General features: G+C 73.5%; 15 protein-coding genes. 10 read left to right on the top strand and 5 right to left on the bottom strand.

Going from position 1 to position 21,275, the window contains the following annotated elements; translation table 11 throughout:
- Positions 1–34 precede the first annotated feature (34 nt).
- The 5 genes from ACWC5C_RS35330 (at position 35) to ACWC5C_RS35310 (ending at position 4,420) form a co-directional block, all read left to right on the top strand.
- Positions 35–841 carry a crotonase/enoyl-CoA hydratase family protein gene (locus tag ACWC5C_RS35330; RefSeq protein ID WP_450882289.1) on the top strand — a complete coding sequence of 269 codons (807 nt, stop codon included), beginning with the start codon at positions 35–37 and terminating at the stop codon, positions 839–841.
- A 30-nt stretch (positions 842–871) separates the two neighbouring features.
- Positions 872–1,831, top strand: a complete 960-nt coding sequence (locus ACWC5C_RS35325; protein WP_450882287.1) for a Zn-ribbon domain-containing OB-fold protein — start codon at positions 872–874, stop codon at positions 1,829–1,831.
- A complete protein-coding gene (locus ACWC5C_RS35320) occupies positions 1,832–2,893 on the top strand; it encodes a thiolase domain-containing protein (RefSeq protein WP_450882285.1) in 1,062 nt (353 codons plus the stop codon). It abuts the gene before it with no gap.
- 8 nt (positions 2,894–2,901) lie between these two features.
- On the top strand, positions 2,902–4,068 hold the full coding sequence (locus tag ACWC5C_RS35315; protein WP_450882402.1) for a thiolase domain-containing protein: 1,167 nt from the start codon (positions 2,902–2,904) through the stop codon (positions 4,066–4,068).
- A gap of 106 nt (positions 4,069–4,174) precedes the next feature.
- Complete coding sequence (locus tag ACWC5C_RS35310; RefSeq protein ID WP_385442440.1) at positions 4,175–4,420, top strand: DUF397 domain-containing protein; 246 nt, start codon at positions 4,175–4,177, stop codon at positions 4,418–4,420.
- Between the two features lie 4 nt (positions 4,421–4,424).
- On the opposite strand, the gene ACWC5C_RS35305 is transcribed toward ACWC5C_RS35310, so the two are convergent.
- Both ACWC5C_RS35305 and ACWC5C_RS35300 read right to left on the bottom strand, forming a co-directional pair.
- On the bottom strand, positions 4,425–5,153 hold the full coding sequence (locus ACWC5C_RS35305) for a leucine-rich repeat domain-containing protein (protein WP_450882282.1): 729 nt from the start codon (positions 5,151–5,153) through the stop codon (positions 4,425–4,427).
- Between the two features lie 58 nt (positions 5,154–5,211).
- Positions 5,212–6,297 (bottom strand): isoafricanol synthase, encoded by a 1,086-nt coding sequence (locus ACWC5C_RS35300; RefSeq protein ID WP_450882280.1) that lies wholly within the window; start codon positions 6,295–6,297, stop codon positions 5,212–5,214.
- 247 nt (positions 6,298–6,544) lie between these two features.
- Between ACWC5C_RS35300 and ACWC5C_RS35295 the strand changes: the two genes are divergently transcribed.
- From ACWC5C_RS35295 to ACWC5C_RS35285, 3 genes are all read left to right on the top strand, one after another.
- A complete protein-coding gene (locus ACWC5C_RS35295; RefSeq protein ID WP_450882400.1) occupies positions 6,545–9,466 on the top strand; it encodes an ATP-binding protein in 2,922 nt (973 codons plus the stop codon).
- Positions 9,467–9,746: 280 nt separating this feature from the next.
- On the top strand, positions 9,747–10,247 hold the full coding sequence (locus ACWC5C_RS35290) for a hypothetical protein (RefSeq protein WP_009713271.1): 501 nt from the start codon (positions 9,747–9,749) through the stop codon (positions 10,245–10,247).
- Positions 10,248–10,262: 15 nt separating this feature from the next.
- On the top strand, positions 10,263–12,599 hold the full coding sequence (locus ACWC5C_RS35285; protein WP_450882278.1) for a glycosyl hydrolase family 95 catalytic domain-containing protein: 2,337 nt from the start codon (positions 10,263–10,265) through the stop codon (positions 12,597–12,599).
- Between the two features lies 1 nt (position 12,600).
- Here ACWC5C_RS35285 and ACWC5C_RS35280 read toward each other — a convergent pair whose 3' ends face one another.
- Together ACWC5C_RS35280 and ACWC5C_RS35275 are read right to left on the bottom strand one after the other, a co-directional pair.
- Positions 12,601–14,631 (bottom strand): N-acetylmuramoyl-L-alanine amidase, encoded by a 2,031-nt coding sequence (locus tag ACWC5C_RS35280; RefSeq protein ID WP_450882276.1) that lies wholly within the window; start codon positions 14,629–14,631, stop codon positions 12,601–12,603.
- A gap of 146 nt (positions 14,632–14,777) precedes the next feature.
- On the bottom strand, positions 14,778–15,881 hold the full coding sequence (locus ACWC5C_RS35275) for an aminoglycoside phosphotransferase family protein (RefSeq protein WP_450882274.1): 1,104 nt from the start codon (positions 15,879–15,881) through the stop codon (positions 14,778–14,780).
- 312 nt (positions 15,882–16,193) lie between these two features.
- On the opposite strand from ACWC5C_RS35275, the gene ACWC5C_RS35270 reads away from it, so the two are divergent.
- Positions 16,194–17,708 carry a DNA-binding protein NsdB gene (locus ACWC5C_RS35270; RefSeq protein WP_450882272.1) on the top strand — a complete coding sequence of 505 codons (1,515 nt, stop codon included), beginning with the start codon at positions 16,194–16,196 and terminating at the stop codon, positions 17,706–17,708.
- 56 nt (positions 17,709–17,764) lie between these two features.
- Here the strand turns inward: ACWC5C_RS35270 and ACWC5C_RS35265 are convergent, their stop codons facing one another.
- Positions 17,765–19,234, bottom strand: coding sequence for a PP2C family protein-serine/threonine phosphatase (locus ACWC5C_RS35265; protein ID WP_450882270.1), 1,470 nt, complete (start codon positions 19,232–19,234; stop codon positions 17,765–17,767).
- A 331-nt stretch (positions 19,235–19,565) separates the two neighbouring features.
- Here ACWC5C_RS35265 and ACWC5C_RS35260 point away from each other — a divergent pair, with 331 nt between their 5' ends.
- Positions 19,566–20,990 (top strand): HEAT repeat domain-containing protein, encoded by a 1,425-nt coding sequence (locus ACWC5C_RS35260; protein WP_450882268.1) that lies wholly within the window; start codon positions 19,566–19,568, stop codon positions 20,988–20,990.
- The last annotated feature ends 285 nt before the right edge of the window (positions 20,991–21,275 follow it).

Here is a 21,275-nt window from a genome sequence, read left to right as displayed (position 1 = left end):
CAACCTGTTCTAGGTCTGAGACGGGAGGACTGCCGTGCCACACGGGACCGAACACCTCGTCGTCGAGCGCAGAGGCGCCACGCTGGTGCTCACGCTCAACCGGCCAGAGGCCAAGAACGCGCTCTCGTTGCCCATGCTGGTCGGGCTGTACGACGGCTGGATCCAGGCCGACGAGGACGACACCGTCCGATCCGTCGTGCTCACCGGCGCGGGTGGTGTCTTCTGCGCCGGGATGGACCTCAAGGCGCTCGCGGGCGGCGGCCGGATGGAGGGCCAGCACTACCGGGACCGGCTGAAAGCCGACCCCGACCTCCACTGGAAGGCCATGCTCCGCCACCACCGGCCGCGCACACCGGTGATCGCCGCCGTCGAGGGCCACTGCGTGGCGGGCGGCACCGAGATCCTGCAGGGCACCGACATCCGGGTGGCGGGCCGTGGCGCCACCTTCGGGCTGTACGAGGTCCGGCGCGGGCTCTTCCCCATCGGCGGCTCCACGGTGCGCCTGGCCCGCCAGGTGCCGCGCACCCACGCCCTGGAGATGCTGCTCACCGGCCGCCCCTACAGCGCCGAGGAGGCCGAGCGGATCGGGCTGATCGGCCGGGTCGTGGACGACGGCACCGCCCTGGAGAAGGCCCTGGAGATCGCCGAACTCATCAACGCCAACGGCCCGCTCGCCGTCGAGGCGGTCAAGGCATCCGTCTACGAGACCGCCGAGATGACCGAAACCGATGGCCTCGCGTCCGAACTCGAACGCGGCTGGCCCATCTTCGACACCGCCGACGCCAAAGAGGGATCGAAAGCCTTCGCGGAAAAACGCCCCCCGGTCTACCGCCGGTCGTAGTGCTCCGCTGACATCAGAAGGAGACGCCCCATGCCACCTGCTCCCACCCCCGAGGTGCTGCAGGCCCCTCTGGTCGTCGAGTTCCCCTTCACCCGTTCCCTCGGCCCCGTCCAGAGCGCCTTCCTCACGGGCCTGCGCGAGCGCGTCGTGCTCGGCGTACGGACCGCCGACGGCCGGGTGCTCGTCCCGCCCGTCGAATACGACCCGGCCACCGCCGACGAACTGCGCGACCTGGTCGAGGTCGCCCCCACCGGCACCGTCACCACCTGGGCCTGGAACCCGGCCCCGCGCCGTGGCCAGCCCCTGGACACCCCGTTCGCCTGGGCGCTGGTCCGGCTCGACGGCGCCGACACCGCCCTCCTCCACGCCCTCGACGCGCCCGGCCCTGACGCCGTGCGCACCGGCATGCGGGTCCGGGTCCGCTGGGCCGGTGAGCGCACCGGCGCCATCACCGACATCGCCTGCTTCGAACCGTACGACGGCGACGCCACCCATGAAGTCACCCCGCACGACGGGGAGTTCGCCGACCCCGTCACCGGCATCGTCGCCCCCGCCCGCCTCGACTACACGTACGCGCCCGGCCGCGCCCAGTCCCGCTACCTCGCCGCCCTCGCCGGACAGAAGACCGTCGGCGAGCGCTGCCCGTCCTGCCGCAAGGTGTACGTACCGCCCCGTGGCGCCTGCCCCACCTGCGGCGTCGCCACCGACGAACAGGTCGAGGTGGGCCCCGGCGGCACCGTCACCACCTTCTGCATCGTCAACATCAAGGCCCGCAACCTCGACATCGAAGTGCCGTACGTCTACGCGCACATCGCCCTCGACGGCGCCGACCTCGCCCTCCACGGCCGCATCGGCGGCATCCCGTACGACCAGGTGCGCATGGGGCTGCGGGTGACGCCCGTATGGACCGAGGGCGGCCGCTACCCCGATCACTACCGGCCCACCGGCGAACCCGACGCCGACTACGACACCTACAAGGAGCTGTTGTAGATGCGAGACGTCGCCATCGTCGCCTTCGGGCAGAGCGGAACCCGGCGCACCAGCGCCGAGGTCTCCGAAGTCGAGATGCTGATGCCCGTCCTCCACCAGGTGCTCGGCGCGGTGGGCCTGCGGGCGGGCGAGATCGACTTCACCTGCTCCGGCTCCTCCGACTACCTCGCGGGCCGCGCCTTCTCCTTCACCATGGCGCTCGACGGCGTCGGCGCCTGGCCGCCCATCTCCGAGTCCCATGTCGAGATGGACGGCGCGTGGGCGCTCTACGAGGCCTGGGTCAAGCTGCTGACCGGCGAGGCGGACACCGCGCTCGTCTACGCGTACGGCAAGTCCTCGCCCGGCGACCTGCCCGAGGTCCTGACCCGCCAGCTCGACCCGTACTACGTCGCCCCCCTGTGGCCCGACGCGGTCTCCCTGGCCGCCCTCCAGGCCCAGGCGCTCCTCGACGAGGGCACCACCGACGAACGCGCCCTCGCCGAGGTCGCCGCGCGCGGCCGCAACGCCGCAGCCGACAACCCGCACGCCCAGGTGACCCGCTCCGCCCCGCCCGCCGCCCTCCTCGACACCCCGTACCTGGTGCGGCCGCTCCGCCGCCACGACTGCCCGCCCATCGGCGACGGCGCCGCCGCCGTGGTGCTCGCCGCCGGGGACACCGCGCGGCGGCTGTGCGCCCGGCCCGCCTGGATCCGTGGCATGGACCACCGCATCGAACCCCACGGCCTGGGCGTACGGGACCTCACCCGCTCCCCGTCGACCCGGCTCGCCGCGACCCGCGCCGGGGCCTTCGACGCGCCCGCCGACCTCGCCGAACTCCATGCCCCGTTCACCTCGCAGGAGATCATCCTCCGCCGCGAACTGGAGCTGGGCGACGGCGTACGTATCAACCCGTCCGGCGGGGCCCCGGCCGCCCACCCCATGATGGCCGCCGGGCTCATCCGGCTCGGCGAGGCCGCCGCCGCGATCCACCGTGGCGACGGTGACCGGGCGCTGGCCCACGCCACCTCCGGCCCCTGCCTCCAGCAGAACCTGGTCGCCGTCCTGGAAGGGGAAGCCCGGTGAGCCGTCCAGTGAGCAAGGAACCGGTGGCCGTCGTAGGCGTCGGCCAGACCAAGCACACCGCCGCCCGGCGCGATGTCTCCCTCGCCGGGCTGGTCCGGGAGGCCGCCGTACGGGCCCTGGAGGACGCCGAGCTGACCTGGGCGGACATCGACGCCGTCGTCATCGGCAAGGCGCCCGACTTCTTCGAGGGCGTCATGATGCCCGAGCTGTACCTCGCCGACGCGCTCGGCGCGGTCGGCAAACCCATGCTGCGCGTGCACACCGCCGGATCGGTCGGCGGCTCCACCGCGCTCGTCGCCGCCAACCTGGTCGCCGCCCGCGTCCACGGCACCGTGCTCACCCTGGCCTTCGAGAAGCAGTCCGAGTCCAACGCCATGTGGGGGCTCTCGCTGCCCGTCCCCTTCCAGCAGCCGCTGCTGGCCGGGGCGGGCGGCTTCTTCGCGCCGCACGTCCGCGCGTACATGCGGCGCACCGGCGCGCCCCCGGCCGTCGGCGCGCTCGTCGCCTACAAGGACCGCCGCAATGCCCTGCGCAACCCCTACGCCCACCTCCACGAACACGATCTGACGCTGGAGAAGGTGCAGTCGTCGCCGATGCTGTGGGACCCCATCCGCTACTCCGAGACCTGCCCCTCCTCCGACGGCGCGTGCGCCATGGTGCTCACCGACCGCACCGGCGCCGGCCGCGCCCCCCGCCCGCCCGCCTGGATGCACGGCGGCGCGATGCGCAGCGAGCCGACGCTCTTCGCGGGCAAGGACTGCGTCTCGCCGCGCGCCGGGCGCGACTGCGCCGCCGACGTCTACCGGCAGGCCGGGATCACCGACCCGCGCCGGGAGATCGACGCGATCGAGATGTACGTACCGTTCAGCTGGTACGAGCCCATGTGGCTGGAGAACCTGGGCTTCGCGGAGGAGGGCGAGGGCTGGAAGCTCACCGAGTCGGGCGTGACCGAGATCGGCGGCGAACTCCCCGTCAACCCCTCGGGCGGCGTGCTGTCCACCAACCCCATCGGCGCCTCCGGCATGCTCCGCTTCGCCGAAGCGGCCCTCCAGGTGCGTGGCCAGGCGGGCGAACACCAGGTCGAGGGCGCCCGCACGGCGCTCGGCCACGCCTATGGCGGCGGCTCGCAGTTCTTCGCGATGTGGGTGGTCGCGGCGACGCCTCCCACCGGGTGAGCCCGCGCCCCGCCGGAGGCGATCACTTCCCCCTTTCGTGGCCTGTCCGGCGCCGCCCGCGATCGCTAGGGTGGGGCCGGGACGACGATCCGGGAGGAGCCGACACGTGGCAGACACCACCACGACCGCACAGCCGCTCAGGGGCAACGGCGAGAAGCCCGACCTCGACCTCACGAGCGCCCAGTGGCAGTCGAGCAGCCAGGGGGTGGGCGATGTCGAGATCGCCTTCGTCGAGGGCTTCATCGCGATGCGCCACGGCCGCCGTCCCGAAGGCCCGGCCCTGATCTTCACCCCGGCCGAATGGCGCGCCTTCGTCCTGAACGCCCGCGAGGGCGAGTTCGACCTGACCTGAAGCCTCATCCGAGTACGACGCAGCCCCGCTCGGCGAGCGCCCGGACGACCGGGCCGTCATCGACACCGTCGTCGAGCGGGTTCCAGCGCAGGTCGAGCTTCTCCAGACCGGGCAGGTCCGCGAGCCAGCCGGGAAGCGTCCGGATCCGGTTGCCGCGCAGATCGAGTTGGCGCAGCCGCGGAAGTCCGCGCAGCGGCTCGGGCACCTCGCTCAGTGCGTTCTCCCGCAGCTCCAGCTGGCGCAGTTGACGCAGGTCGCAGACCCCGGCGGGCAGCGCGGTGATCCGGTTGCCGCGCAGCCACAGCTCCCGAAGCGAACCGAGCCGCCCGATCGAGCCGGGCAGCCCGGTCAGCCCGGCGTGCTGGGCGCGCAGCTCCACCAGCCCTGCCAGGCCGCCGAGTTCCTCCGGCAGCTGCCCGAGCGGGTTCTCGCCGACGTTGAGATAGCCGAGCAGGTCGAGCCGTCCGAGTGAACGCGGCAGCCGGGTGAGCCGGTTGTCGTGCAGATAGAGGCAGCGGGTCAGGCCCGACAGCTCGCCGATCTCCTCCGGGATCTCGGTGAGCCGGTTGTGGCCGAGGTCCAGCGTGTGCAGCCGCCGTAGCCGCCCGAGGGCGGGCGGGAGGTGGGTGAGCGTGTTGTCGGCGAGGATGAGCACGCGCAGGCCGGTGCGCTGCCAGATCTCGTCGGGGGCCTCGGCGAGCCCCGCCTTCCACAGGTTCAGGGTGTCGGTCACGGGCCCTTGATACCCGAACGGCCCGCCGGGGCGGGCCGTTCGAACGTAGCGTGTTCGATCAGGCGGGGCCGGTGGCGCTGAGGCCGGCCCACGGTCGTTGACGGCCGTCGCTGACCGCCGCTATGCCCCGTTCGTCGTAGCGGGCCGTCCGCAGGGACCAGCCCAGGTTGCCGCACATCACATGGCGCATCCCGTCCACGTAGTGCTCCGCGTCCCGGCGCAGATCCGCCCCCGCGCCCGCCTCTTCCAGCAGCTGGGGCAGCCGGTCGGCGGTCTGCTCGAACCAGCGGTAGCGGGCGTTGGCGAGGTGCGCGATGTGCTCGACCGCGTCCTCCAGGGAGCCGCCGTGCCGCTGGTGGCGGACGATGACGGTGTTGTGGAGGTCCCCGGCGGCCAGCTCCTTGTCCAGGGAGGCGATGTCGTTGGTGAAGACGACGACGTCGTCCGTGGCCTCCCGCATCCGGGCCAGCGGGTGGCCGCCGTGGAGGGCGGCGGGCAGGGCGTAGCCGCCGAAGCGCTCGTTCAGGTCCAGGCACGGCTGCACGCCGATCGAGTGGCGGCGCAGCGCGAGCACGGCGTCCACCGAGAGCGGGGGGCCCTGGGTGCCGGTGCGGTCGAGGGCCTCTCGGTGGTAGGAGTGCAGATACTCCAGCCAGTGGTGGCGGAAACGTTCCCGCCACACCGGCGGCCGGTCCGCGTGGATGCGCCGCCACAGATCGCGGAAGCTCTCCAGCAGGGGCCCGCCGCCCGCTCCCGGCGCGTCGTCCGGTTCCTCGGTGACCCGTATGACGTCCTGGATCATCCGCGCCACCGCCTCCGGGCGGCAGCCGAGTTCACCGTCGAACTGATCGTCGAACACGAAGTACCAGCCGATGAGGTCATTGCCCACATCCAGCTCCGCGCCGGTCGTCCGGGGGTAGAACAGGCCGTTGAGCAGGTCGAAGCGGAGCGCGTCGTACTCGGCGACCGCGCCCCCGGCGCCGAACACGCCGTACCGCGACAGCCATTGGACGGTGTGCACTCTGGCGGCCCCGGTTCCGGGGCTGGGGTCGGCCGAGGCCGGAATGTCGAGCAGGGCCGCCCGGCTCAGCAGCGCCGCTTGCCGGGTGTGCGGATGCGAAGTGGTCGTGTACGTCGCGTTCATGGCGATATCGCCCCCCTTCGGGATCAAGGGAGGGCCGCGCCGCCACTACCACAAGCCCCCGAGGCGACGGGCCGACCCGATGAATTCGGTCATCCTCGCGTGGTGAACGTGCCATCGATAGAGCGCGAGTTGAATTGGCGTGTGCCAATGGCAATGCCAGAAGGAAATACCCGCATACCGGGCTACGGAGCGTGCCAGACAGGCTACGCTCGGCGTTACGTGCCGAAGGGGAACGAACGTGGCGGACATGATGGACCGGCAGGACCGGACACGTCGGGCACTGCTGGAGCGGGAGGCGGAACTCGCCGCGGTCGACCTGGCGTTGACCGATCTGTGCGGCACCGATCCCGGTGACCCGTCCGGCACCCGCACCGGCGGAGTGATCGCCTTCGCCGGACCGGGCGGTGTCGGCAAGACCGCGGTGCTCGGCGAGATGCGCCGCCGCGCCGCCCACCGAGGCTGCACCGTGATGTCGGCGCGCGGCGGCGAGCACGAGCAGGGCGCCGCGTTCCACGTCGTACGGCAGCTCTTCCAGCCCGTCCTCGCGACGACCGGCGAGGAGGAGCACCGCAGAATCCTGGGCAGCTGGTACGACATCGTCGCGCCCGCCGTGGGCCTGGTCGTCTCCGGCAGCGGCGGCTCACCCGATCCGCAGGGCGTGCGTGACGGCCTGGACTGGCTGGTCACCCGGTTCGCGGTCGAGCACGCCCCGGTCGTCATGATCCTGGACGACGTCCACTGGGCCGACCCCGAATCCCTCGACTGGCTCCTGCGGTTCGCCGCCCGCGCCGTGGACCTGCCGCTGCTGCTCGCCGTCGGCTACCGCCCGGAGGACCTGAGCGCCGACGCCGCGGCGGTGCGCGGCCTCACCGAGCGCCAGGGCTCGCGGCCCCATGTGCTCGCCCCGCTCACCCCGGCCGGGGTCGGCCGCATCGTGCGGGACGTGCTGGGTGAGGAGGCCGACGAGGCGTTCTGCCGCGAGTGCTGGGCGGTGACCGGCGGCAACGCCTTCGAGATCGTCGAGCTGACCGCCAAGGTCCGCGACCGCGACCTGAAGCCGCAGTCGGTCAACCTCGGCGCCCTGCGCGAGCTGGTCGCCGCCGCGAAGGACAGCGGTCTTGGCGACCGGCTGACCCGGCTCGGCACCGCCGCCGTCCGCCTCGCCTGGGCCGTCGCCGTCCTCGGCATCGAGGCCACCCCGTCGCTGACGGCCAACGTCGCCGGGCTCAGCGAGACCGAGGCCGCCGAGCAGGTGGTGCGGCTCGCGGACGCCCGCATCCTCGCCCCGCCACGGCAGGGCACCCACGGCGGCCAGCCGCTGGAATTCCTCCACCCGCTCATCGCCACCGCCGTCTACCAGGCGATCCCCGGCGCGCTGCGCGTGGCCATGCACGGCCAGGCCGCCTCCGTGGTGCTCGCCGCGGGCCTGGGCTCCGCGGCCGCCGGGCGCCATCTGCTGGAGATGCACCCCGAGGGCGACTCCCAGGTGGTGCGCCACCTCAGGGACGCCGCCCGCGAGTATCTGCGCGCCGGTGCGCCCGACGCCGGGCGCCGCTGCCTCGCCCGCGCCCTGCGCGAACCGCCCGCCCCGGAGGAGCGCGCCGCGGTCCTGTACGAGCTGGGCTGCTCCGCCCAGCTCACCGAGCCCTCCGTCACCGTCAACCATCTGCGGGCCGCCCTGGAGGAGCCGGACCTCGGCCCCGACCTGCGCGAGGCGATCACCTACCGGCTCGCCCAGGCGTACGGCCACAGCGGCCGCATGGAGGAGGCCGCGGAGGTCGTCGCGGCCGAGGTGCCCCGCACAACCAGTGCCCGCACCCGGCTGCGGATGCAGGCCGAGCAGTTCATGTGGAACATGTTCCGGGCCGACGAGCGGGAGTCCCCCGCCCGCTCCCGGCGCCTCGCCCGGCTCGCCGACCACCTCACCGGCCGGGGCATGGCCGAGCGCTATCTGCTGGGCCTGCGCGCCTGGGACGCGATGACGCGCGGAGAACCGGCGGCCACCGCCCTCCACTACGCCGAGGAGGCCCTGGGCTCCGGCTTGAGCTGGACCGACGACGACTGGGGCTTCGAGGTGCCCATCCTGGTCGCCCTGATCTTCCTCCACTGCGACCAGCCCGGACGCGCCGAGGCGCTGTTCAACACCGGCATAGCCGAATGCGAGCGCAAGGGCTGGCGCGGCTCCCACCTGGCGTTCGGCATCACCCTCCTCGGATACGCGCGGCTGCGCCGCGGAGCGCTCGTCGAGGCCGAGGAGCTGGCTCGCGAGGGCATGCGCATCGCCGACCTCGTGGGCTCCTCGACCCCCGCCCACTGGACCGCCGTCGGCACCCTCATCGAGACCCTGATCAGCCGTGGCCGGATCCGGGAGGCCCAGGAGTTCGCGGCCGGGCACGGTGGCGAGATCCTCCCGCAGGCCGTGCTCTGCCCCGACGTACCCACCGTCCGTGGCGAACTGCTGCTGGCCTCCAACCTGCACGGCGAGGCCCGGCAGCAGCTCGCCGACGTCGGCAGCCGGATGGACGGGCGCGGCATGCGCAACCCCGCCTGGTGCCCCTGGCAGCTCCACATGTCCCAGGCCCTCGCGCTGACCGACCCCCGCCAGGCCGCCGAGGTCGCCGACGACGCGGTGCGCCGCGCCCGCCAGTTCGGCACCCACTCCGCGATCGGCCGGGCACTGCACAGCGCCGCCGCCGTGGCCCAGGGATCGGAGCGGATCAAGCTGCTGGCCGAGGCCGTCAGCCATCTGGAGCGCTCCCCGTCCGCGTACGACCTGGCCGTGGCCCTGGTCGACCACGGCGCCGCCCTGCGCCGCGTCGGCCTGCCCCAGGAGGCCGGGGACCGGCTCTACCGCGGGCTGGAGGGCGCCGTCCAGTGCGGCGCGGACACCCTGGCGACCCGGGCCCGCGACGAGCTGTCCGCCGCCGGGCTGCGCCCGATGCAGCTGCGGGTCGACCACACCAGCCCCCTCACCTCGCAGGAGCAGGCCGTCGCCGAGCGAGCCGCCGAGGGCTGGCCGGACGCCCGGATCGCCGAGGCGACGGGCCTCGCGGAGCGCGACGTGGCCCGGCTGCTGTCCGACGTCTACCGCAAGGTAGGCACCGACCGCAGCGGCCTGGCCACCCTATTAGGCCCCAACCACCCCTCACGCCCGCAGCCCGCGGACTGAGCCCGGGGACGCCTCGGCGTCAGCGCCGGGGACGCCTGGTGCCCCGTAGCCCGGGGCGGCCCGACGGCTGAGCCCGCAGCTGTCCGCGAGGCGAGCCCGGGGGTGCCTGGTGGCCGGGCAGCTCGGGGCGTCCCGATGGCCGAGTCCGGGGTGTCCAAGAGGCCCGAGTTCGCGGCGCTCTGCCGTCCCGGACCCGGGGGCGGGACAGAGGGGGCCGGGGGGGCCGTAAGAGGCTGCTCCCGGGCGGGGGAACGGGGGGCGGGGCACGTACCATGTCCGCATGTCCTTCCTCCGCCGCCGCAGCGCCGCCACGCCCACCGGGCCGGACTTCGATGTCCTGGCCATGGATCCGGGGGACTGGCCCGGCGATCTTGGCGCGGGGCTGCTGCCCGCACCGGACGGCACCTGCCAGGGCGTCTTCCTGCGCTACGACCTCTTCGGCGGACGCGGCCCGGCGATGATCATCGGGAATCTGCCCGAGGGATCCCCGGCCCGCGAGGTGGCCGAGGGGCAGGCTCCGTTCGAGGTGACCCAGCTGCTGGCGGCCCTCGGCAACGAGGAGCAGGTGCAGGTCGTGGACACCGAGGACACCCCGGTCATGCACGACGACAACCTCCTCATCGTGCGCCGGATCAAGCTGTCCGAAGGCCGGATCTCCTGCGCCCAGTTCGACCGCAGCGACGGTGTCCTCGTCACCATCGCCAGCTGGGACCGGCCGATCACGGACGATCTGTACCGGCTGCTCAAGCCGCTGCCCGCGGAGATGTTCCAGCAGGGCTGAGGGGGAGGCGCCCCGATGGGCCGCACGACGCTCTGGTACGACAGCCCGGCGGCGGACTGGGAGCGCGAGGCGCTGCCCATCGGCAACGGCACGCTCGGCGCCATGGTCTTCGGCGGCACCGCCCGGGAGCGGATCCAGTTCAACGAGAAGTCGTTATGGACCGGCGGTCCGGGATCCGAGTCGTACGACCACGGCAACTGGCGTGAGCCCCGCCCCGGCGCCCTCGCCGCCGTCCAGCGGCTGATCGACGAGCACGGCGCGGCCGCCCCCGAGGACGTGGCGGCCCGGCTCGGGCAGCCGCGCTCCCGCTACGGCGCCTACCAGCCCTTCGGTGACCTCTGGCTGGACATCCCCGGCGTGCCCGGGACCCTGGACAGCTACCGGCGCCGCCTGGAGATCGGCCAGGGCGTGGCCCTCGTGGAGTACACCGCCCAAGGCGGGCGGCACCAGCGCGAGTTCTTCGTCTCGTACCCCGATCGGGTGATCGTCGGACGGCTGAGCGCCGCCCCGTGGGACGTCGGCTTCACCCTGCGCCACACCTCACCCCGCCCCGGCGACCACCACGTCACCGCGCACGACGGGCGGTTGACGATCCGCGGCGCGCTCGCCGACAACGGGCTGCGCTTCGAGGCCCAGGTGCGGGTGGTGTGCGACGGCGGCACCGTGACCACCCAGAAGGACGGCACGCTCACCGTCACCGGCGCCCGCAGCGCCTGGTTCGTCCTCGCGGCCGGGACCGCCTACGCCGACACCCACCCCCACTACCGTGGCGAGGACCCCCACCGGGCCGTCACCGAGGCGGTGGACGCCGCCGTGGACCACGGTTATCCCGCCCTGCTGAGCCGCCATGTCCGCGACCACCGCGCCCTGTTCGACCGTACGGTGCTCGACCTCGGCGGCCAGCCCCCGCCCGGCCTGCCCACCGCCCGGCAGCTCGCCGCGTACACCGGCGGGGACGACCCGGCCGACCGGGCCCTGGAGGAGCTGTTCTTCGCGTACGGCCGCTACCTCCTCATCGCCTCCTCGCGCCCCGGCGCCCCGCTCCCCGCCAACCTCCAGGGCGTCTGGAACGACAGCGTCCAGCCCGCCTGGTCGGCCGACTACCACACCAACATCAACCTCCAGATGGCCTACTGGCCCGCGCACGCCCTGCACCTCGCGGAGACCGCCGAGCCACTGCACCGCTTCATCACGGCCCTGCGCGCCCCCGGCCGGATCACGGCCCGCGAGATGTTCGGCGCCCGGGGCTGGGTCGTGCACAACGAGACCAATCCGTACGGCTTCACCGGCGTCCACGACTGGCCCACCGCCTTCTGGTTCCCGGAGGCGGCCGCCTGGCTGGTCCACCACCTCTACGAGCACTACCGCTTCACCCTCGACACCCGCTTCCTGCGGGGCACCGCGTACCCGGCGATGCGGGAGGCCGCCGCGTTCTGGCTGGACACACTGCGCCCGGACCCCCGGGACGGCACGCTCGTCGTCTCGCCCGGCTACTCGCCCGAGCACGGCGACTTCACCGCCGGGCCCGCCATGTCCCAGCAGATCGTCCACGACCTGCTCACCGCCACCCTGGAGGCGGCCCGCACCCTCGGCGACGACCCCGCCTTCCCAGACGACCCCGCCTTCCGCACCGCGCTGCGGCGCGCCCTGGACGCCCTCGACCCGGGGCTGCGCATCGGCTCCTGGAGCCAGCTCCAGGAGTGGAAGGCCGACCGGGACGATCCCGCCGACACCCACCGCCACGCCTCCCACCTCTTCGCCCTGCACCCCGGACGGCAGATCGCCCCGGACAGCGAGTGGGCCGGGGCCGCCGCGGTCTCGCTGGACGCGCGCGGCGACGGCGGCACCGGCTGGAGCAGGGCGTGGAAAGTCAACTTCTGGGCCCGGCTGCGCGACGGCGACCGCGCCCACCGGCTGCTCGCCGGACAGCTGACAGATTCCACCCTCCCCAACCTGTGGGACACCCATCCGCCGTTCCAGATCGACGGCAACTTCGGCGCCGCCGCCGGGATCGCCCAGATGCTGCTGCAGAGCCACCGCGCGGTGCTGGACGTCCTGCCCGCCCTGCCGCGCCGCTGGCCGGACGGCTCGGTGCGCGGGCTGCGCGCCCACGGCGACCTCACGGTGGACATCACCTGGCGCGAGGGGCGCGCCCGTACCCTCACCGTGGCGGCGGGACAGGACGGACCGGTGCGCATACGCGGCGACCTGTTCGCCCGCCCGTACACCGCCCATGACGACACCACGGGCCACGAGACGCCCGTACGCGCGGACGCTGGAGACGCTGGAGACGTCCGTACGGTCACGCTCGCGGCCCGCGGCGGCCACACCTACCGCTTCACGGCGCGCTGACCTACCGCCCCGACCGCCGCACCCGCACATCGGCGGCCCGGACGAACGCCACCCGGTGCCCGAACTGGATCTGGTAGTACACGTCCTGACCGCGCACCACCTTGTGCCCGGCCTGGTCGAACGTGACCGCCCACAGATACTCGCCCTGGGTCCGCAGCCCCAGCGCGTACCGCTGCCCGGCGAGCAGCTTGTACGGCAGCGGCGAGACCGCCTGCACCGGCACGCCCTCCGGGTACGCCTCCTTCTCCGGGTAGGCGCGCCCGTACACCGGCACCTCCGCCAGACCCGGCTTCGGGGTGACGACGAGCCCCTTGGCGTACACCGCCGTGGGCCGCCGCCGGGGGTTGCGGAACCACGCCTGCTGGCCGAGGTACCAGATCGCCGTCCAGTCGCCCTGCCGCCCCGCCACCGCGTACTGCTGGCCGGTGGTGGCGCGGGCGCCGGTGTCGTTGACGCCGGTGGTCGAGTCGGCGCCGTCCGGCCGCAGCCCGATGTCCTTGACCAGCGGGGCGTCGCCGCTCGGCGCGGTGTGCAGCCGCACGGCGGACGAGCCGTGCGGGGCGCACACCTGGCCCGCCTGCTCGCAGCCCGTGTACACCGGCTCGTATCTCTCGTAGTCCGGGCGGATGGTGACCAGCCCCCCGGAGGCGCCCGCGGTGCGGTGGAACGGCGCGCCGAGGAGGCTGAAGTAGTGCGCCCAGTCCCAGTACGGGCCCGGGTCGGTGTGCATGCCCCTGACGGTGGCGGCCGTCGTGCCGGGCACATTGTCGTGGCCCAGGATGTGCTGACGGTCCAGCGGGATGTCGTACCGCCGCGCCAGCCACTTCACCAGCCGGGCCGACGAGCGGTACATCGCCTCCGTGTACCAGGCGTCGGGCGCGGTCAGGAAGCCCTCGTGCTCCAGGCCGATGGACTTGGCGTTGACGTACCAGTTGCCCGCGTGCCAGGCGACGTCCTTGAGCGGTACGTGCTGGGCGATATGGCCGTCGGAGGAGCGCAGCGTGTACTGCCAGGAGACATACGTCGGGTCCTGGACCAGCTTGAGGGTGGTGTCCCAGGAGCCCTCGGTGTCATGGACGATGATGTAGTCGATCGACTGGGAGACGGGGCGGTTGCCCAGGTCGTGGTTGCCGTAGTCGTTGTCCCCGAACTGCTCGTAGGGCGCCGGGATCCACTCGCACGACACATCGCGCGGCGCCTCGACACGCGGATCCCGCTTGGGGGCCGGCAGGCCGAGCGACCGCAGCTGGCGCCGGTCCGGGACGACCCCGGGGACGGCGTCGAGCGTGATCCGCTCACCGTCGCCCGTGGTGCGCGCCGCGCCGCCGCGGATCACGTCGTAGACGTCGTCGGCGAACACGGCGGCGGCCGGGGCGCTGTCGGCGCCGCAGTACGCCGCCACCGCCGCGTACCAGTCGGCCGGGTCCTCGCTCGGCGGCAGCCCCAGCCGCTTCTGTGTGGCGGCCAGCAGGGCGGCGCCACCGCGCACATTGGCCGCCGCGTCGCCGCGCAGCGCCTCGGCGGACAGGCCCGTCAGCTCGGCGGCCCGGTCCAGGGTGCGCAGCCGCGCGGGCAGCTGGCGCGGCTCGGACACCGAGGCCTCCGGCACGGGCAGGGGCCGCGCCTGGTCGCCCCGGGCGTCCTCGGTGCCCTGGCTATGGTGCGGGGCCGCGGAGAGGGCGGTGAAGGCGTCGGTGAGGTGCATGGGGCCGTAGCCGCCGGTGACGCTGGGGGCGCCTCGGTGGCCGTCCCAGCGGGACTGCAGATACGACACGCCCAGCAGCACGCTCGGCGGCACCCGGTGCTCCTTCGCCGCCGCCGCGAAGGCCCGTTGCAGCGCCCCGGCTGCGGCTGGTGGCCGCTGATCGGCCCGGGCCGCCGGGGCCGCGGCGACGACCGGGAGCAGGAAGGCGGCGGACGCGGCGGCGCCCGCGGTGCGCAGCGCCGTACGGCGGTCGGGGCCCGGTCTGTCCGCGCCGGTACCTGAGTCGCTGTCTGAGTCGTGGGTGCTGTCCTGTGCGGATCCTGGCATTGCAGCCTCCTCGAGGTGGGCTGAGCCGAACCGTAGCCGTGCCTCACCTCCACCGGAGGCACGGCACGGCCTACAGCTATCCGCTGCCAGGCGATCCGTCAATCACCGTCGCGCGAAGAAGGCTTCGCACCCCACCTAACGGCCACTCACCGGGTGCCCACCGCGGCCCGCACGGCGCGCCGGGCCATCCCGCAGTCGTCATGCAGCCGCCGCAGCAGCAGCCGCTGCTCCTCCCCGGCGGCCATCACCCCCGGCACCACCGGCGCGGGATCGTGCATGCTGCGCTGCACAGCGGTCTCGTACCGGCGGATCTCCCGGGTGAGGACGAGCATCAGGTTCACCAGGAAGGCGTCCCGCGCCGCCGGACCCGCCGACTGCGCGAGCTGGCTGATCTGACGCCGGGCCACCGGGGCGTCGCCCAGCACCGCCCACAGCGTCGCCAGGTCGTAGCCGGGCAGATACCAGCCCGCGTGGTCCCAGTCGATCAGGACCGCGCCCGAGGGGGACAGCAGTACGTTGTTCAACAGGGCGTCGCCGTGGCAGAACTGGGCCGGGAGCTGCCGCCCCGCCGCGTGCGAGACGCCGCGCAGCAGCTTGCGCACATCGCCCATGTCCCGGTCGGTCAGCAGCCCCAGCTCGTGGTAGCGGGACAGCCGGGCCGCGTAGTCCACGGGGGCGTCGAACAGATCACCCGGTGGCCGCCACTGGTTGATCCGGCAGATCGCGCCGAGCGCGGCCCGCACATCGGCGCGCGGTGGCGCCTCGGTGGGGTGGCGCTGCGCGGCCACGATCCGCCCGGGCATCCGCTCGATGACCAGCGCGCAGTTGTCGGGGTCGGCGGCGATGAGCCTCGGCACCCGCACGGGTGGACGCTGCCGTACGAACGTGCGGTACATCGCTATCTCGCGACGGAACCGCTCGGCCCACGCTGGAGAGTGGTCCAGCAGGCATTTGGCGACCGCTGTGGTGCGGCCGGTGGAACCGAGCAGGAGGACGGACCGCCCGCTGCGCCGGAGCACCTGGACGGGGTTGAACTCCGGGCAGATGCGATGGACCGAGGCGATGGCGGTGCGCAGCTGGGCACCCTGGGGGCCGGACACATCGAGTCTTCCGCTGGGCGGCACGGAGCCGAGGGCGGGGGTTCGCCGGGGGCGGCCGCCGGGAGCGGGATCGAGGTACGGCCCATTGCCGGGCAGCTGCCGCCGGTACGGCCGAGGCGGGGCGGACACGGAGGACGACGCTGCGTACATGGGCGAGACAGATCCCTTCGTGTGCCGACGATGTACGTACGCCCCCGGCCCCGGTGACGGGGCCGCACCCTGGGGAATGCGGCTGGCATGTGCCAAATGGCAATCTCCACCTGGATTTTCCAGCTGAGTTTTCCAACTGGGCTTTCCAACTGGGCTTTCCAACCATCACCGGGCCGGGTAGCGCACTCCTACATCACACCCGCGCGCGGGTGGCACACCATCTGGCGGACCCTGGCGAACCCTGGCGAATAGTCGCACGGCTCGTGACGGGCCCGTTACTGTCAAGTCAGCCGAGGATCCTGGGGGCTTGACGTGACGAGGGAACCCAACACCCGTCTTGCGGACCTTTTCGGCCTCGCCGGCTGGTCCAAGGGAGAGCTCGCGAGGCTCGTGAACCGGCGTGCGGCGGCCATGGGCCACCCGCAGCTGGCGACCGACACCTCGCGGGTGCGGCGTTGGATCGACACCGGCGAGACGCCGCGCGATCCGGTGCCCAAGGTGCTGGCAGTCCTGTTCACCGAGCGCCTCGGTCGTGTCGTGACCATCGAGGACCTCGGGTTCGGACGAGGTGGGCGCGCGGGAAAGGGGCAGTCCGCCGACGGGCTGCTCTGGCCGCCCGAGTCCACGGCCGCGGTCCTCACCGAATTCACGGGAATGGACCTTATGTTCAACCGACGCGGCTTGGTGGGTGCGGGCGCCGCGCTCGCCGCAGGATCCGCCATCACCGGTGCCATGAGCGAATGGCTGCTCTCCGACCCCACCCTCGCCACCGACGCACCCCGTTCCGACAACCCCCTCTCCGCCGAGCCCGCGGGCTTCGACCGCTATGAGGCAGCCCCGGTGGGCTCCCAGGAGGTCGACGCGCTGGAGGCGTCGGTCGACGTCTTCCGCGCCTGGGACGCGGCCCGTGGCGGCGGGCTGCAGCGCAAGGCCGTGGTGGGCCAGCTCAACGAGGTGGGCGGGATGCTCGCCTATCGCCACCCCGAGGATCTGCAGCGCAGACTGTGGGGTGTCGCGGCCAACCTGGCCGTGCTGGCGGGCTGGATGTCCCATGACGTGGGCCTGGAGCCCACCGCCCAGAAGTATTTCGTCATCGCCGCGCACGCTGCCCGGGAGGGCGGCGACCGGCCCCGGGCGAGTGAGGCGCTGTCCCGCGCCGCCCGTCAGATGGTGCACATCGGCCGCCCGGACGACGCCCTCGATCTGATGCGGCTGGCCTTCTCCGGCGCGGGCGACGAGGCGCTGCCCCGCACCCGCTCCATGTTCCGCACCATCGAGGCCTGGGCGCACGCCTCGAAGGGACACGGCCAGGCGGTGCGGCGCACCCTGGGGGAGGCGGAGGAGCTGTTCGTCTCCGATGAGGACCGGGGGACCCCACCGAGCTGGATGCAGTTGTTCAACGAGGCGGATCTGCACGGGATGCAGGGGCTGGTCTACCGCACCCTGGCCGAGCACGACCCCGCTGTGGCGGCCATCTCGCAGCGGCACGCCATGGAGGCGCTGCGGATGCGGGAGGGCGGCCGTCAGCGGTCGCAGATCTTCGACCACATCTCCATCGCCTCGGCCTGCTTCATCGGCGGCGACCCCGAGCAGGGGACCGCCTCCGCCCGCCAGGCGCTGGCCACGATCGAGCAGAACTCCTCGCACCGCACCTGGGACCGGCTGCGGGAGATGTACCGGCTCACCGCGCCGTACGCGTCGTCCCCCGCGGTACGGGAGCTGCGGGCGGAGCTGCAGCAGGCCATGCCGAAGACGATGGGCCACCAGAAGGGAGCCGGAGGAGGGGCGAAGGGGGCGGGCGGGGCGGTGAAGAGCGCGGTCGTCTAGCGGCCGTCCGGTCAGCGGCAGCCCATCAACCGGTTCAACCGGTCATCTCAGCCGGTTCAACCGATCATCGCGAGCAGTACGCAGGCGTCGCCCTCACGCCGCTCGTCGTCGAACTCCTCGGCCACCACCCGTACGCACTCCTGGGTGCCACGGGCGGCGGCGAACCGTGGCGCGAGCGCGAGCAGCCGCTCGGCCGTCACCGTGGGGTCCTCGGCGAGCCCACCGGCGTGCAGCAGGAGCAGATCGCCCGGCTCCAGCCGCTCCTCGGCCTGGGTGTACGTGGCGCCCGTCGTGCCGCCGAGCAGCACCCCGGCCGGGGGCCGCAGGGCGCGCCCCGCTCCGTCGCGGAACAGCAGCGGGGCGGGGTGCCCGGCCTGCGACCACACCAGGGTGCGGGTGGCCGGGTCGTACCGCCCGCAGACGGCGCTGCCCAGGGCGGGCTGCGCGGAGGCGTCGAGCAGTTGGTTGAGCCGCCCCATCAGCGGGCCCGGCTCTATTCCGGCCACCGCCATGCCGCGCACCGCGCCCAGCACCATCGCCATGCCGGAGGTCGCGGCGACGCCGTGGCCGGTGAGGTCGCCGACGCTCAGCAGGGTGCCGCCGTCGGGCAGTTCGAGCGCGTCGTACCAGTCGCCCCCGATCAGGGCGCTGTTGGCGGAGGGGAAGTAATGAGCGGCGACATCGAGGGCGGTGTCCGTGGGGCCGGTGCCCGTGGGCCGCCCGCCGTGCGCGAGGGGCGCGGAGCCGCGCCATGGCGGCAGGACGGCCTCGTGCAGCTGGACCGCGAGGCGGCGCTCGGTGCGGGCGATGTGCCGCTGGCGCTGGAGCGTGTCGCGGGACTCGCGCACCGCCCGCTCGCTGCGGCGCAGTTCGCTCACATCGCGGAGCACGGCCCACATGGAGGCGGTGCTGCCGTCGCTGTCCAGCACGGGCTCGCCCGCCATGTGCACCGTACGGACGGCGTCGTCCGCGCGGACGACGCGGAACTCGCCGTCGATCGGCTTGCCGTCCACCAGGCAGTCCGTGACCATCGCGGTCAGCACCGGCTGATCGTCGGCGACGACCCACGAGGGCATCTCGTCCAGGGACAGCCCGCCCTCCTCGGGGCCCCGGCCGAAGATCTGGCACAGCTCGTCGGACCACGTCACCTCGTCGGTGAGGAGGTTCCACTCGGCGCTGCCGACGCGGTGGAGCAGCGAGCCGGGCCCGGCGGGCGCGGGAGACCACTTCCGTGGTTCCGCTTCCGGGGTCTCCTTCGCCTCCCCCGGCTGCTCGGACGGCAGCCCCTCGCGCAGCTGGTCCAGATGCTGGCCGAGGTCGTCCAGATGATGGACAGCGAGATCGCACAGGGCGCGCTGCCAGCGCAGCTGGGGTTCGTATGCCGTACCGCTCAGGTCCGCCGTGGTGTCGCGCCGCACGGCCGCGATGCCGCCGCGGAGCCGCCGGGTCTGCGTGATGAGCGCGTCGACCGTGCCGCGCTGGGGCGACGGGGCGGCGGGGTGATCCGCGGAGCGGGGGGGCGGCATGTGTTCTCCGATACGGGCCGGTACGGCGCGGCGCGGCCGGGTCTGAAGGGGTCAGGGGTGTCTTGGGCCGGTAACGACTTTTGCACAGGCTGCGACGTCGCGTAAGTCGTTTGGCAATACCCGATCCGGTGGTGCTTCCGGCATATGCCCATGGCCTTCCTGGGGCAACTCGGACATGGCTCGGTGGAGGGTGCGATTCCGGGTAGGCTGCGGCGCTCGGGATTCCCTCAGTTCAGGTGTTCATCCGGCATATGGCGCCAGGACACCGGCAAGAATGCCGATCGACGGAAATCCCGTTGCCAGCGAACCCCCCGCACCGGATGCTGACCTCATGTTCGATCCAGACATAGCGCCCAGCGGTACCCTGCTCGGCCTCCTTCAGCGAGGCCGCGGCGACGGTACTCTGCATGCCCTCGCCGCGCCGCGGGCCGAGGCGCTCGCGGCACTGCACCACTGCGTGCTGCACGACCCCCGCCGTGACTGGCAGGTCGAGAACCGCTCCCTCTACTACGCCCGGCTCTGCCTGGACCTCGACGCGGACCTCGACGAAATCGAACAGCACCTGTTCCACGCCGACGATCTGGTGAACACCGACGAGGAGCGCACCGGGCTCGCCCTCGCCGTCCTCGGTCACCTCGCCGCGTACGACCGGCTCGACGCGCTGCGGCTGCTGCGCCGGTACGCCGCCGCGGGCAGCAACTGGGAATGGGCCCTGGACGAGTTGGCCCTGCGCGACGACGACGCCGGGCTGCGCGCCCTCGCCCCCGCCATCCTCGGCCGCTTCCCCGCGACCCCCGAAGGTGACGCCGAGCTGGCCGCCGCCGCGCGCGGCGCCTACGAGCCGCGCCCCTGGCGGCTGTGGGCCGACGACCCGGCGCACGGGGCGCGCGTGCGCGCCGTGCAGGAGCAGGGCGCCTTCGACCGCTGGCAGCGCCAGCTGCGCCCCTCCGGGCCGCGTCCCGGCTGGAGCGTCCGCGACGTGCTGGCCTGGGCCCAGGACGAACACGACCTGCGGCCCGGCGCCCGGCGCCCCGACGCCGCCGCCCGCTGCCTCGCCGCCGTCGCCGGTCCGGAGGACCGGCCCGAGCTGCTGGCCGCCGCCGCGTCGGCCCCGGACGCGGCCCGTGCGACCGCCCTGCGGTACCTCGCGGACGTCGGCGACCCCGAGGTGCTGGACCTGGTCGAGGCCGCGGTGACCGAGCCGGACGCCTCTGAGCCCGTCTCCCGGGCCGCCCTCGGCGCGTTCGAGCGCATGCGCAGCATCGCCGCCCTGGACCGCGCCCGGATCTGGGCCCACCGCCCCGACGCGCTCGGCGGCGCGGCCGCCGCGATGCTCGCCGCCCGGGGCGGGCAGTACGACGCGGGCCTCGTGCTCGCCGCCCTCCGCCGTACGGTGCGGGCCGAGGGCCCGCACTCGCAGGCCCTGTGGACGCTCGTGGACGGCGCCGGGCGTCTCGCGATCACCTGCGCCGCCCCCGTCCTGCGCCACGTCTACCGCGAAACCGCCTCCTCCCACCTCCGTGGCCGCGCCGCCCGCGCCCTGGCCGCCACCGATCCCTCGTTCGCGGCGGGTTTCGCGGTCGAATGCCTCTGGGACTGCGAGGAGACCACCCGCGAACTCGCCGCCCGCCACGCCGCCACCGGTGACGCCCGCGTGGTGGAACAACTCCGCAGGCTGGCCGCCGACCCGGCCGAGGAGGCCGAGGTCCAGACCGCGGTCCGCAGCCGCATCGGCCCCGACGCCGCCGGAGTCTGACCCACTCCCCGCCGCGCGCCCCTCTGGGGCGGCCCGATGCCCCGCCGCGCCCGGGGCGTCACTCGGAGTGGCGGGGCTGGTGTGATGGGTCACCGGAATCGGGCCGGGACCGATGTGTTTACGCCATGTGGTCGTCCGTAAACCCCGGGGTTGGTGCCGGATTTCGGGGGGTTCATCCGGCACTCGCCCGGCTTCGGAGGGCGCGGGGGCCAACGCTCACGGGACGTTTCACGGCTCGCAAGGTGCACGATGCCGGGGCCACCCTTCGTACGCCGACAACACCGG

Source organism: Streptomyces sp. NPDC001700 (genome assembly GCF_053596435.1).
The sequence above is the reverse complement of the archived record's forward strand: the minus strand, read 5'-3'. Positions and strand labels throughout refer to the sequence as shown.